The 13,060-nt window shown below is 61.1% G+C and carries 10 protein-coding genes; 9 read left to right on the top strand and 1 reads right to left on the bottom strand.

From position 1 onward, the window contains the following. The first annotated feature begins 36 nt into the window (after nt 1-36). The 3 genes from prlC to KVG85_RS19810 all read left to right on the top strand — a co-directional run bounded on the left by prlC (nt 37) and on the right by KVG85_RS19810 (nt 4,542). Nucleotides 37-2,115, top strand: coding sequence for an oligopeptidase A (prlC, locus tag KVG85_RS19800; protein WP_217864735.1), 2,079 nt, complete (start codon nt 37-39; stop codon nt 2,113-2,115). After that, on the top strand, nt 2,112-2,402 hold the full coding sequence (locus tag KVG85_RS19805) for a YheV family putative zinc ribbon protein (protein ID WP_016772316.1): 291 nt from the start codon (nt 2,112-2,114) through the stop codon (nt 2,400-2,402). Before prlC ends, KVG85_RS19805 begins: the two co-directional genes overlap by 4 nt. 112 nt (nt 2,403-2,514) lie before the next feature. Continuing rightward, complete coding sequence (locus tag KVG85_RS19810; protein WP_217864736.1) at nt 2,515-4,542, top strand: M3 family metallopeptidase; 2,028 nt, start codon at nt 2,515-2,517, stop codon at nt 4,540-4,542. A 5-nt stretch (nt 4,543-4,547) separates the two neighbouring features. Here KVG85_RS19810 and KVG85_RS19815 read toward each other — a convergent pair whose 3' ends face one another. Further along, nucleotides 4,548-5,195, bottom strand: a complete 648-nt coding sequence (locus KVG85_RS19815) for a phosphatase domain-containing protein (RefSeq protein WP_217864737.1) — start codon at nt 5,193-5,195, stop codon at nt 4,548-4,550. A gap of 280 nt (nt 5,196-5,475) precedes the next feature. Between KVG85_RS19815 and KVG85_RS19820 the strand changes: the two genes are divergently transcribed. From KVG85_RS19820 to KVG85_RS19845, 6 genes are all read left to right on the top strand, one after another. Further along, on the top strand, nt 5,476-6,222 hold the full coding sequence (locus KVG85_RS19820) for a gluconate 2-dehydrogenase subunit 3 family protein (protein ID WP_217864738.1): 747 nt from the start codon (nt 5,476-5,478) through the stop codon (nt 6,220-6,222). A 2-nt stretch (nt 6,223-6,224) separates the two neighbouring features. Then, nucleotides 6,225-8,009 (top strand): GMC family oxidoreductase, encoded by a 1,785-nt coding sequence (locus tag KVG85_RS19825; protein WP_217864739.1) that lies wholly within the window; start codon nt 6,225-6,227, stop codon nt 8,007-8,009. A 12-nt stretch (nt 8,010-8,021) separates the two neighbouring features. Continuing rightward, nucleotides 8,022-9,323 carry a c-type cytochrome gene (locus KVG85_RS19830; protein WP_217864740.1) on the top strand — a complete coding sequence of 434 codons (1,302 nt, stop codon included), beginning with the start codon at nt 8,022-8,024 and terminating at the stop codon, nt 9,321-9,323. A gap of 75 nt (nt 9,324-9,398) precedes the next feature. Beyond that, nucleotides 9,399-10,457, top strand: coding sequence for a PA0069 family radical SAM protein (locus tag KVG85_RS19835; RefSeq protein ID WP_217864741.1), 1,059 nt, complete (start codon nt 9,399-9,401; stop codon nt 10,455-10,457). 237 nt (nt 10,458-10,694) lie between these two features. Further along, nucleotides 10,695-11,423, top strand: coding sequence for a carbonic anhydrase (locus tag KVG85_RS19840; protein WP_016772323.1), 729 nt, complete (start codon nt 10,695-10,697; stop codon nt 11,421-11,423). A 90-nt stretch (nt 11,424-11,513) separates the two neighbouring features. Further along, nucleotides 11,514-13,040, top strand: coding sequence for a SulP family inorganic anion transporter (locus KVG85_RS19845; protein WP_217864742.1), 1,527 nt, complete (start codon nt 11,514-11,516; stop codon nt 13,038-13,040). Nucleotides 13,041-13,060 lie beyond the last annotated feature (20 nt).

The following is a 13,060-nucleotide window of genomic DNA, read 5'->3' on the forward strand; positions in this document are numbered from 1 at the left end:
GCTGCGGTGAGTGTCGATTGTAATTAAGATGGGCGCATGTTTCTTCCAGCCAAGGTGCCAACCGTGAGCGTGAACAACCCTCTTTTGCAGTCCTACGACCTGCCGCCGTTCTCCACGATCCGTGCCGAACACGTCCTGCCCGCCATCGAAACCATCCTCGCGGACAACCGCGCCGCCATCGCCGAAATCCTCAAGACCCAGGGCAAGAACCCGACCTGGGCCGGTCTGGTGCTGGCGATGGACGAACTCAACGATCGCCTCGGTGCGGCGTGGAGCCCGGTCAGCCATCTTAACGCCGTGTGCAACAGCGCCGAATTGCGTGAAGCCTACGAGTCGTGCCTGCCGGCCCTGAGCGCCTACTCCACCGAAATGGGCCAGAACCGCGAACTGTTCCAGGCGTATGAAGCATTGGCCAACAGTCCGGAAGCCGCCAGTTTCGACGTCGCGCAAAAGACCATTCTGGAACACGCCCTGCGCGATTTCCGTCTGTCGGGTATCGATCTGCCGGAAGCCGAGCAGAAACGTTACGCCGAAGTGCAGAGCAAGCTGTCCGAGCTCGGCAGCCGCTTCTCCAATCAATTGCTCGACGCCACTCAGGCGTGGACCAAGCACATCACCGACGAAGCCGCCCTCGCCGGCCTGACCGATTCGGCCAAGGCGCAAATGGCTGCCGCCGCCCAGGCCAAGGGCCTCGAAGGCTGGCTGATCACTCTGGAATTCCCGAGCTATTACGCGGTGATGACTTACGCGCAAGACCGCGCGCTGCGTGAAGAAGTCTACGCCGCCTACTGCACCCGCGCCTCGGACCAAGGCCCGAATGCTGGCCAGAACGACAACGGCCCGGTGATGGAAGAGATCCTCGACCTGCGTCAGGAACTGGCCCGACTGCTGGGCTTCGCCAGTTTCGCCGAACTGAGTCTGGCGACAAAAATGGCCGAATCCAGCGATCAGGTGCTGAGTTTCCTGCGTGATCTGGCCCAGCGCAGCAAGCCGTTCGCCGCGCAGGATCTGCAACAGCTGCGCGCTTACGCTGCCGAACAGGGCTGCGCCGATCTGCAAAGCTGGGACAGTGGTTTCTACGGCGAAAAACTCCGCGAGCAGCGTTACAGCGTCGCTCAGGAAACCCTGCGCGCCTACTTCCCGATCGATAAAGTCCTCAGCGGCCTGTTCGCCATCGTCCAGCGTTTGTACGGCATCGAGATCGCCGAACTGAAAGGCTTCGACACCTGGCATCCGGACGTCCGCCTGTTCGAGATCAAGGAAAACGGCCAGCACGTCGGCCGCTTCTTCTTCGACCTGTATGCCCGCGCCAACAAGCGTGGCGGCGCCTGGATGGACGGCGCCCGCGACCGTCGTCGCACCGTCGACGGTGTGCTGCAAAGCCCGGTCGCCAATCTGGTCTGCAACTTCACCCCGGCCGACAGCGGCAAGCCTGCGCTGTTGACCCACGATGAAGTGACCACCCTGTTCCACGAGTTCGGCCACGGCCTGCATCACCTGCTGACCCGCGTCGAACACGCTGGTGTATCCGGCATCAATGGCGTGGCCTGGGACGCGGTCGAGCTGCCGAGCCAGTTCATGGAAAACTGGTGCTGGGAGCCGGAAGGCCTGGCGCTGATCTCCGGCCACTACGAGACCGGCGAGCCACTGCCGCAGGATCTGCTGGAAAAAATGCTCGCGGCGAAGAACTTCCAGTCCGGGCTGATGATGGTGCGTCAGCTGGAGTTTTCGCTGTTCGACTTCGAACTGCATGCCACCCATGGCGATGGCCGCAGCGTGGCGCAAGTGCTCGAGGGCGTGCGTGACGAGGTGTCGGTGATGCGTCCGCCGGCTTACAACCGCTTCCCTAACAGCTTTGCGCACATCTTCGCTGGTGGTTACGCGGCGGGTTACTACAGCTACAAGTGGGCCGAAGTATTGTCCGCCGATGCTTTCTCGAAATTTGAAGAGGACGGCGTGCTTAACGCTGACACCGGTCGTGCGTTCCGCGAGGCGATTCTGGCGCGCGGCGGCTCGCAGGCGCCGATGGTGCTGTTCGTCGACTTCCGTGGTCGTGAGCCGTCGATCGACGCGCTGCTGCGCCACAGCGGCCTGAGCGAGGACGCGGCAGCATGAGCGACGGCCCTGTGATCACCAAGAAGCGCTTTATCGCCGGGGCAGTCTGCCCGGCGTGCAGCGAGCCGGACAAGTTGATGATGTGGAACGAAGACGGCGTGCCGCACCGCGAATGCGTGGCTTGCGGTTACTCTGACACCCTCAACGAGCAGGGCCTGTCGGTGCCCAAAGAGCTGGGCACGCGGGTCAATACCAGCGCGCTGAAACCTGCCGCCGACAAGAAGGTCCAGGCGGTGCAATTCTTCCCCAATCCGAAGTTGAAGAAAAAGCCTGACGAACAACAATGACAGCTACCGCCACCTGCCGATGATCGTCGGCAGGTGGCGGTAATCGTCTACCACCTCGCCCTGCGCTTCCTGATTAGGCTGACCAATCCAGCCCTCTCTCACGGAAGACGTCATGCCCCACACCAATCCACTTTTACAACATTGGCAGTTGCCGCCCTGGTCGGCGATACGCGCCGAACATCTGCTGCCAGCAGTCGAGCACATCGTTGCCGACAACCTGCTGGTTATTGAAAACGTCATCGCCACTCAGGTCGATCATCCCAACTGGGACGACGTGGTAATTGCCATCGATGAAGCCGATGCGCGCCTGGATGAAACCCTGGCGATCATCGAGTTCCTCTCGATCAGTCATGCCGATGAGCCCCAGTGGTTGATGCAGGAAGCCCTGAGTACGCACGCCGCGCAGCGCTACAAGACTGCGAAGGCCGGCAATCGACAGTTGCTGCAGGTTTATCAACGATTGGCACAGAGCTCCATAGCCGCCAGCTTCAGTGCTGCACGCAAAGCCTCGCTGGTGAAAGTCCTGCGCAGGTTTCACTTGGCCGGCAGTGAATTGTCGAGTGCGCAGCGCAAGGATCTGGCGCGATTGAACGGCGAAATCGATCTGCTGGAAAAGCGCTTCATGAGCAATCTCAAATCGGTCAACGCTGCATGGAGCAAAGACATCGACGATGCCGCGCTATTGGCGGGACTGCCGCCCGAAACGCAGGCGCATCTGGCCGCCAATGCCCGCAAGGCCGGCCTGCCCGGGTGGCGGCTGACCCTGAATCAGAACACTTACCAACAGGTCATGAAGAGGGCACAACACCGCGCACTACGCGAGGAGTATTTCAAAGCCTGGTGCACCCGCGCTTCGGATCAGGGGCCACACGCCGGTCGCTTCGATAACGGGCCGGTTTTGCAGACGCTGCTGGCCGCACGTCATGCCAAAGCCCGGCTCTTGGGTTTTGACAACTTTGCCCATCTGCGGCTGCACAACCGTATGGCTACCGGTACCGATCAGGTTGGCCGTTTTCTACGCCAGCAGATCGCCCTCAACGTCCTGTCACTGGCGGGCGAAACCGATGATTTGCAAGCCTTGGCCCGCGAGCACAGGGTTGAACAGATACAAGCGTGGGATCACGATTTACTCGCCGAGCAGTTACGCCTGAAGCAGTCCGGCGGCGCGGACCAGGACCTGCGCCAGTTTTTCCCGCTGGACACCACTCTGCACAGTTTGTGTCGCTTCAGCGAGCACATGTTCGGCATCAGCATCAGCGAAAATTCCCGCCAGGAGCACTTCCACGACAACGTTCGCCTGTTGGAAATCAGCGAGCATGATCAGCCGATTGGCTTCATCTACATCGATCCCTTCCATCACGAGGCGGGCACCGACTTCGCCTGGACCGGCGTGTTGCGCAATCGACGGATCAATGCCGAAGGCCGACCAGCGCTGCCGATTGCCACGTTGCATTGCAATTTCACGGCCGCCGCGACCGGGCATCCGGACCTGCTTGGACATGACGATTTACGCGTGCTGCTGCACGAATTCGGCCATTGCCTGCATCACGTGCTGACGCGTTCGCCGCACTACAACCTGTCCGGTATCTCGCACTTGAGCCGCGACGCGGCCGAGCTTGTCGGGCAACTGTTCGAACAATGGGCGTTATCCGGGCAATTTCTGCGTTGGCTGGGCACCCATCACCAGACTGGTGAGCGCCTGTCCGAAGCACAGGCCAGTGCCGCGTTTTCCACCACCGACGTCCAGCGCAGCCGGGATACGGCGATGCTATCGCTGAGCGCGCTGGTCGACTTTGAATTGCACCGCTGTAACGGCGACGGTCGCACTGTTCAACAAGTGGTGGAGGATGTGCAAAGCGAATTCCCGGGCCTGCATATTCCAGCCTATTGCCGCTTCGCCAACAGCTGCGATTATCTGGTCACCGGTTACGAGGCTTCGCTGTACGCCTACAAATGGTCGGGTGTGCTGGCGAGCGAGGCGTTCAAACGCTTCGAACGTGAAGGCCTGTTCAACGAACAGACGGGCCGGGACCTGCGCGAACACCTGCTCTCGGGTGACAGGCAGTCACTCCCCGCCGCGCTGCAAGCATTCTTGGGTAAACCGATCGACAGTGCGCTATTTCCTGCGCCAGCCGATTGAGCTGATCAACGCTGGACGTGCGCCGAGTCGAACCAGCTCTTCATCGAACACATGGCGAATGCACTGGTGCTGCATTCGCCATTGATCAAGGCTTCGTGCAACCGATCGACATCGGCCTGCATCACGTAGCGCACGCTATCGTGGAAATGCTGACTGTCGCCAAAACCGCCCTCGGTCATTTCCTTGAGCGCCTGCTCTTTGCTCCAGCCCTGCACCACCACGCGGTACATCGCCGCCATCAGACCGGTGCGGTCAGAACCGTGCTTGCAATGCATGAGCACCGGGCCGTCGGCTTCGGCGGACTGAATCGCGCGCAGAGCCTTGAGCACATCGCTGTCATCGACGTGGTTGGTGCGATACGGCAGCTGCACTTGCTTTATGCCCGGTGCGGAGAGCCAGTCGCTATCAGCGTCAGGCAGGAAGTTGATTACGGTGACGACATGCAGATCGTTCAACAGCGGCACCGCACCGGGGCTGGGCAAGGCGCTGCGATACAGCGTCGGTGACATGCGGAACAGGTTGAACTGCGCCTCGACCGGCTGTGCCCACTCGGCCGGGCGAGATGGCGTGGCGTCGGCCGCCCGGGCGGCGATGCCATGCAGCAGTGCAACAAGCGAAAAACATAACGCGGGGAAAAAGCGCACTCGAGACATGCTGGGCTGACCGTTTCGGCAATCTTCATTGAAGGAATTGCAGCTTCGCTTTCGAGCGGTCAACGCGCCGTGAGCCGGTCGTCAAAGAAACGTGAATCGGCGCTTCGCCGGGCTTTTTTCCAGGAAAACGGTTTTTCTTGATGCTTAGCCTGCTACCATTTGTCACATGATGTTGCAGAGGGAACGACTTTTACCCGACCGGACCCTGATCGTCGCGACGCAAAATTCCTCGAGCTGCTCGCAGAAGCGGCTGACTTCTATGCCTGATGAGGTGCCCCCCATGTCTGATCAAGATCGAGACAACCCGCGGCGTGAGTTCTTGCGCAAATCCCTGACCCTGATTCCGGTGGTCACGCTTGCCGGTACCGGCCTGGGCAGCAGCGTGCTGCAAGCCGCACCTGAAAGCACACCGGCGCCTGCCGCAGCAAAACCGGCCGCTGCTGACGCCGGTGATTATCAGCCGAACTTTTTCACCGCTGAAGAGTGGGCGTTCATCAACGCCGCCGTCGCCCAGTTGATCCCCAACGACGCGCAAGGCCCGGGCGCGCTTGAAGCCGGCGTGCCGGAATACATCGACCGGCAGATGAACACCCCGTACGCCGCCGGTGCCCTTTGGTACATGCAAGGCCCATTCAATGCCGACGCTGCGCCGGAGATGGGCTGGCAGAGCAAACTGGTGCCCAAAGACATCTATCGCCTCGGCATCGCCGCCACGGATCAGTGGGTAAAAGGTCTCAGCGGTAAAACATTTGCCGAGCAAGACAGCGCTACCCGAGACGATTTGCTCAAGCAACTCGAAGCCGGCAAGCCGCAGTTCGATGCGGTGCCGGCGAAGATCTTCTTCAATTTGCTGCTGCAAAACACCAAGGAAGGTTTCTTCTGCGACCCGATCCACGGTGGCAATAAAGGCATGGTCGGCTGGACCATGATCGGTTTTCCCGGCGCCCGCGCCGATTTCATGGATTGGGTGGAACGCAACGAGCAATACCCCTTCCCGGCAGTATCGATTCGCGGCGAGAGGGCGTAAGCATGGCAACGGTAATGAAGAAGGTTGATGCAGTCATCGTCGGTTTCGGCTGGACTGGCGCGATCATGGCCAAGGAGCTCACCGAGGCGGGCCTCAACGTGCTGGCGCTGGAGCGCGGGCCGATGCAGGACACTTACCCCGACGGCAACTATCCGCAGGTGATCGACGAACTCACCTACAGCGTGCGCAAGAAACTCTTTCAGGACATCTCCAAAGAGACGGTGACCATTCGCCACAGCGTCAACGACATCGCCCTGCCCAACCGCCAGTTGGGCGCGTTCCTGCCGGGTAATGGCGTCGGTGGCGCCGGGCTGCACTGGTCGGGCGTGCACTTTCGTGTCGACCCGATCGAGTTGCGCATGCGCAGCCACTACGAAGAACGCTACGGCAAAAGCTTCATCCCCAAAGACATGACCATTCAGGATTTCGGCGTCAGCTATGAAGAGCTGGAACCGTTTTTCGACTTCGCGGAAAAAGTCTTCGGCACCTCCGGCCAGGCCTGGACCGTGAAAGGCCAATTGGTCGGCCAGGGCAAGGGCGGCAACCCATACGCGCCGGATCGCTCCAACCCGTTCCCGCTTGAAGCGCAGAAGAACACCGTATCCGCACAGCTGTTCGGCAAAGCGGCTACAGAAGTCGGTTACAAACCCTACAACCTGCCTTCGGCGAATACCTCTGGGCCGTACACCAATCCCTACGGCGCACAGATGGGTCCGTGCAATTTCTGCGGTTTCTGCAGCGGCTACGTCTGCTACATGTATTCCAAGGCCTCGCCGAACGTGAACATTCTGCCGGCGCTCAAGCCCCTGGCGAATTTCGAACTGCGGCCCAACTCCCATGTGCTGCGGGTCAACCTCGACAGCAGCAAGTCCAAAGCCACCGGCGTCACCTACATCGACGGCCAGGGCCGCGAGATCGAGCAGCCGGCGGATCTGGTGATCCTCGGCGCGTTCCAGTTGCACAACGTGCGTCTGATGCTGCTCTCCGGGATCGGCAAACCCTACGATCCGATCAGCGGCGAAGGCGTGGTCGGGCGTAACTTCGCCTACCAGAACATGGCCACCATCAAAGCCTTTTTCGACAAAGACACCCACACCAACAACTTCATCGGCGCCGGCGGTAACGGCGTGGCGGTGGACGATTTCAACGCCGACAACTTCGACCACGGCCCGCACGGCTTCGTCGGCGGTTCGCCGATGTGGGTCAACCAGGCTGGCAGCCGCCCGATTGCCGGCACCTCGAACCCGCCGGGCACGCCGGCCTGGGGCAGTGCGTGGAAACGCGCCACCGCCGATTACTACACCCACCAGGTGTCGATGGACGCCCACGGCGCGCATCAGTCCTACCGTGGCAACTACCTCGATCTCGATCCGGTGTACCGCGATGCCTACGGCCTGCCGCTGCTGCGCATGACTTTCGACTGGCAGGAAAACGACATCAAGATGAACCGCTTCATGGTCGAGAAAATGGGCAAGATCGCCCAAGCCATGGGCCCGAAAGCGATTGCGGTGATCGGCAAGCAGGTCGGCGACCACTTCAACACCGCCTCGTACCAGACCACCCACCTCAACGGTGGCGCAATCATGGGCACCGATCCGAAGACCAGCGCGCTGAACCGCTATTTGCAGAGCTGGGACGTGCACAACGTGTTCGTCCCGGGCGCCTCTGCGTTCCCGCAGGGCCTGGGCTACAACCCGACCGGGCTGGTGGCGGCGCTGACCTACTGGTCGGCAAAAGCTATCCGTGAGCAATACCTGAAAAACCCCGGCCCGCTGGTGCAGGCTTAAGGAGCGATGACCATGAAAACTTTCGTTATCGCCACCCTGGCGCTGCTTGGCAGCGCCCCTATCCATGCGGCTGAAGTTGATCAAGCCTTGATCAAAAAAGGCGAATACCTTGCCCGCGCCGGCGACTGCGTGGCCTGCCACACGGCCAAGGGCGGCAAGCCGTTCGCCGGCGGCCTGCCGATGGAGACGCCGATCGGCACGATCTACTCGACCAACATCACCCCGGATAAAACCGGCCTCGGTGATTACAGCTTCGAGGACTTCGATCAGGCCGTGCGCCACGGCGTGGCCAAAAACGGCAGCACGTTGTATCCGGCGATGCCTTATCCGTCCTACGCGCGGGTCAACCAGGCCGACATGCAAGCGCTGTATGCGTATTTCATGCACGGCGTCGAACCGGTGGCGCAGGAGAACAAGGCCAGCGACATTCCGTGGCCGTTGAGCATGCGCTGGCCGCTGATGGGCTGGCGCTGGCTGTTCGCACCGAAGGTCGAGGATTACCAGGCCACGTCGGCCGATCCGGTGATCGATCGCGGGGCATATCTGGTCGAAGGCCTCGGCCACTGCGGCGCCTGTCACACCCCGCGCGCGCTGACCATGCAGGAAAACTCCCTGAGCGCGGCGGACGGCAGCGAATTCCTCGCCGGCAGTGCACCGCTGGAAGGCTGGATCGCCAAGAGCCTGCGCGGCGATCACAAGGATGGCCTCGGCAGCTGGAGCGAAGAACAACTGGTGCAGTTCCTCAAGACCGGGCGCAGTGATCGCAGCGCAGTGTTCGGCGGCATGAGCGATGTGGTCACCCACAGCATGCAGTACATGAGCGACGCCGACCTCACCGCGATTGCCCGCTATCTCAAATCACTGCCGGCCAATGACCCGGCGGATCAGCCGCATCAGTACGACGAGAAAGTAGCCAAAGCGCTGTGGAACGGTGACGACAGCCAACGCGGCGCGTCGGTGTACATCGACAACTGCGCGGCCTGCCACCGCACCGATGGCCATGGCTACACCCGGGTGTTCCCGGCGCTGGCGGGCAATCCGGTGCTGCAAACCGACGATCCGACCTCGCTCATCCACATCGTGCTCAAGGGCGGGACATTGCCGGCAACACACACCGCGCCATCGACCTTCACCATGCCCGGTTTCGCCTGGCGCCTGTCGGATCAGGAAGTCGCGGATGTGGTGAGCTTCATTCGTGGCAGCTGGGGCAACAAGGGCGCACCGGTGAAGGCTGCCGATGTTGCCGAGTTGCGCACGGAGGATATGAAGCAGACCTCTGGCGACGATCTGGGCCAAGTGACGCAACACAACTGACCACTCGCCCGACGGCACTAGCCAGATGAGGATCGCCCCGATACTGTGCGCATATACAGTATCAGGGGCGTTTTCATGTCTACTCCATTGCCACCTCGCGGTCGCGGCACCGCAACCAACCCGCACAACCGCTTTGCGCCGAATCGTTCGGTGGCCGAGGACGATGGCTGGTATCAGGAAGTGCCAGAGACGCAAAACACCGAAGTGATCATCGAGAAGGCCAAATCGATCGTCAGCCGCAACACCTCGCCGGATCTGCCCTTCGACCGTTCGATAAATCCCTATCGCGGGTGCGAACACGGCTGTATCTATTGCTACGCACGGCCCAGCCACGCCTATTGGGACATGTCGCCGGGCCTGGATTTCGAAACCCGGCTGATTGCCAAGACCAATGCCGCCCAGGTCCTCGAGGAACAGCTGAGCAAACCCGGCTATCAATGTGCGCCGATCAATCTCGGCTCCAATACCGACCCGTATCAGCCCATCGAGCGCGAACACAAGATCACCCGTCAGACCCTGGAAGTGCTGCTGCGCTATCGCCACCCGGTGACCATCGTCACCAAAGGTTCGCTGATTCTGCGCGATCTCGATTTGCTCACGGAGCTGGCGCAGCAACGGCTGGTGGCGGTGATGATCAGCCTGACCACGCTGGATGATGAACTCAAACGCATCCTCGAACCCCGCGCCGCTGCGCCCAAGGCACGCCTGCGTGCGATCCGGGTGATGCGTGAAGCAGGGATTCCGGTCGGCGTGCTGTGTTCGCCAATGATTCCGATGATCAATGACAGTGAAATCGAAAGCCTGCTGACCGAGGCCCACGCTGCCGGTGCGCAAAGCGCTGCCTACATGATGCTGCGCCTGCCGCTGGAAGTCGCGCCGCTGTTCGAGGAGTGGTTGCAGGCGCACTATCCGCAACGTGCCGCCCATGTGCTGAGCCTGATCCGCCAGAGTCGCGGCGGCGAACTCTACGACAGCCGTTTCGGTGCGCGGATGCGCGGCGAAGGACCGTTTGCCGACCTGCTCGCACAAAGATTTGCCAAGGCCATCAAAAAGCTTGGCCTGAACAAACGCGAGGGCTATAACCTCGACTGCGCGGCCTTCTGTCCGCCGGGTCGCCAGATGTCGTTGATTTAGCGACAATTGGCTTTGGGTTGACGGGTTGGAATCCTTCCGCCGAAACACGCCGGTCACGTTTTTTGTGACCTGGAACACACGTTCTAGAGCGTTTGATTCAGTTTCAGTTAAGTTTCGGCGGCTACCTTGTTCATCGAGTGACTGACGGGTCGGGATGACCCGGATGGTTTAAACAGCCACTGGCTTCATACCGGAATACCGGGGAAGACTCCCTGAATCCGCACAAGAGGATGAATCATGAGTGACAAGGATAAACAGTCGTTGGCTGCCTCGGCGCAAAGCCCTGAAGCACAATCCGCCGATGCAGCACTGCGACAGATCGTTGATGGCTTTTTACGCTTTCACCATGACGTTTTTCCGCAGCAGGAAGAACTGTTCAAGAAGCTCGCCACCGCTCAGGCGCCCAAGGCGATGTTCATCACCTGCGCCGACTCGCGCATCGTTCCCGAGCTGATCACCCAGAGCTCACCGGGCGATCTGTTCGTTACCCGTAACGTCGGCAACGTAGTGCCGCCCTACGGTCAGATGAACGGCGGCGTCTCCACCGCGATCGAATACGCGGTACTGGCGCTGGGCGTGCAACACATCATCATTTGCGGCCACTCCGATTGCGGCGCCATGCGCGCGGTACTCAACCCCGACAGCCTGGAAAAAATGCCGACGGTCAAAGCCTGGCTGCGCCATGCTGAAGTCGCGAAAACCATGGTGCACGACAACTGCAACTGCACCGACGAAAAAGACAGCATGCCGATCCTCACCGAGGAAAACGTCATCGCCCAACTGCAGCACTTGCGTACCCATCCTTCGGTAGCCTCGCGCATGGCGAACGGTCATCTGTTCATCCATGGCTGGGTCTACAACATCGAAACCAGCGAAATCAAAGCTTACGACGCGGACCAGGGTCGTTTCCTGCCTCTCGACGGCAGCCATCCGATTCCTGTGGCGACGCCCAAAGCGCGCTTCTAAATCTTCCCAACAATCTGTGTGGTATGACGCCGGCCGCTGATTCAGCGGTCCGGCCTCGCCACGCCTGAAGAAAACTTCGGGAGAATCGCCATGCGTGCGGCTCAATTGAAAGCTGTGTTGCCACGGGAGCTGCTCGCCTCCGTGGTTGTGTTTCTGGTCGCCCTGCCGCTGTGCATGGGCATCGCGATTGCCTCAGGGCTGCCGCCGGCCAAGGGTCTGATCACCGGCATCATCGGCGGTCTGGTGGTCGGTTGGCTGGCGGGCTCGCCGTTGCAGGTCAGCGGTCCGGCGGCGGGTCTGGCGGTGCTGGTTTTCGAACTGGTCCGCCAGCATGGCGTCGAGATGCTCGGGCCGATCCTGCTGCTCGCCGGTTTTCTGCAACTGGTCGCCGGGCGCCTGAAGCTCGGCTGCTGGTTCCGGGTGACGGCGCCAGCGGTTGTGTACGGAATGCTCGCGGGCATTGGCGTGTTGATTGTGCTCTCACAAATCCACGTGATGCTCGATGCCAAGCCGCAACCGTCAGGTCTGGACAACCTCACGGCGTTCCCGGGGGCCGTGGCGCAAGCCTTGCCATCGTTCGGCTGGCAAGCGGGTCTGCTCGGCTTGTCGACGATTGCGGTGATGTGGCTGTGGGAAAAATTCCGTCCGCATTCGCTGCGCTTCATTCCCGGCGCATTGCTCGGTGTGGGTCTGGCGACGGTGGCGAGCCTGATGCTGGCGTTGCAGGTCAAGCGCGTCGAGGTACCGGCGAATCTGGCCGAGGCGATCGATTGGCTCAAGCCGGCCGACCTGATGAGCCTGGCCGACCCGACGCTGCTGATTGCCGCGTTCGCCGTGGCGTTTATCGCCAGTGCCGAAACCCTGCTGTCCGCTGCGGCGGTGGATCGCATGCACAGCGGCGTGCGTTCGGACTTCGACCGTGAACTGTCGGCGCAAGGTGTCGGCAACATGCTCTGCGGTCTGGTCGGCGCGCTGCCGATGACCGGGGTGATCGTGCGCAGTTCGGCCAACGTTCAGGCCGGTGCGACCACACGCTACTCGACGATCTTCCATGGCCTGTGGCTGCTCGCGTTCGTGCTGTTGCTGTCGAGCGTGCTGCAAAGCATTCCGGTGGCGAGCCTGGCGGGGGTGCTGGTGTACACCGGTTTCAAACTGGTCGACCTGAAAGCTTTCCGTGGTCTGGGTCGGTACGGGCGGATGCCGATGTTCACCTACGCCGCGACGGCGCTGGCGATCATTTTTACTGACCTGCTCACCGGTGTGCTGATCGGTTTCGGCCTGACCATGTTGAAACTGGCATTCAAGGCTTCGCGCCTGAAAATCAGCCTGATCGACCTGCCGCAGGACGGCGAAATGGAATTGCGTCTGGTCGGCGCGGCGACGTTCCTCAAAGTACCAGCGCTGACTCAAGTGCTGGGCAGCATTCCCCACGGCACGACGGTGCATGTACCGCTGAACAACCTGAGCTACATCGACCATTCGTGTCTCGAGTTGCTTGAGGAATGGGGCCGGGCGAATGCGGCGAAGGGGTCGAAGCTGTTGATCGAATCGCGTGGGTTGAAGCGACGGCTTGAGGGGCGGGTTCGGACCAATACCGGGATTGGTGCGGCTGGCTAGATCTTCCTGCCTGAGCACAA

The sequence above is a fragment of the Pseudomonas triticicola genome (assembly GCF_019145375.1).
Classification (GTDB): Bacteria; Pseudomonadota; Gammaproteobacteria; order Pseudomonadales; family Pseudomonadaceae; genus Aquipseudomonas; species Aquipseudomonas triticicola.

Coding starts and splice junctions, on each gene's coding strand:
- prlC (WP_217864735.1), top strand. CDS start 37: ATGTTTCTTCCAGCCAAGGTGCCAACCGTGAGCGTGAACAACCCTCTT.
- KVG85_RS19805 (WP_016772316.1), top strand. CDS start 2,112: ATGAGCGACGGCCCTGTGATCACCAAGAAGCGCTTTATCGCCGGGGCA.
- KVG85_RS19810 (WP_217864736.1), top strand. CDS start 2,515: ATGCCCCACACCAATCCACTTTTACAACATTGGCAGTTGCCGCCCTGG.
- KVG85_RS19815 (WP_217864737.1), bottom strand. CDS start 5,195: ATGTCTCGAGTGCGCTTTTTCCCCGCGTTATGTTTTTCGCTTGTTGCA.
- KVG85_RS19820 (WP_217864738.1), top strand. CDS start 5,476: ATGTCTGATCAAGATCGAGACAACCCGCGGCGTGAGTTCTTGCGCAAA.
- KVG85_RS19825 (WP_217864739.1), top strand. CDS start 6,225: ATGGCAACGGTAATGAAGAAGGTTGATGCAGTCATCGTCGGTTTCGGC.
- KVG85_RS19830 (WP_217864740.1), top strand. CDS start 8,022: ATGAAAACTTTCGTTATCGCCACCCTGGCGCTGCTTGGCAGCGCCCCT.
- KVG85_RS19835 (WP_217864741.1), top strand. CDS start 9,399: ATGTCTACTCCATTGCCACCTCGCGGTCGCGGCACCGCAACCAACCCG.
- KVG85_RS19840 (WP_016772323.1), top strand. CDS start 10,695: ATGAGTGACAAGGATAAACAGTCGTTGGCTGCCTCGGCGCAAAGCCCT.
- KVG85_RS19845 (WP_217864742.1), top strand. CDS start 11,514: ATGCGTGCGGCTCAATTGAAAGCTGTGTTGCCACGGGAGCTGCTCGCC.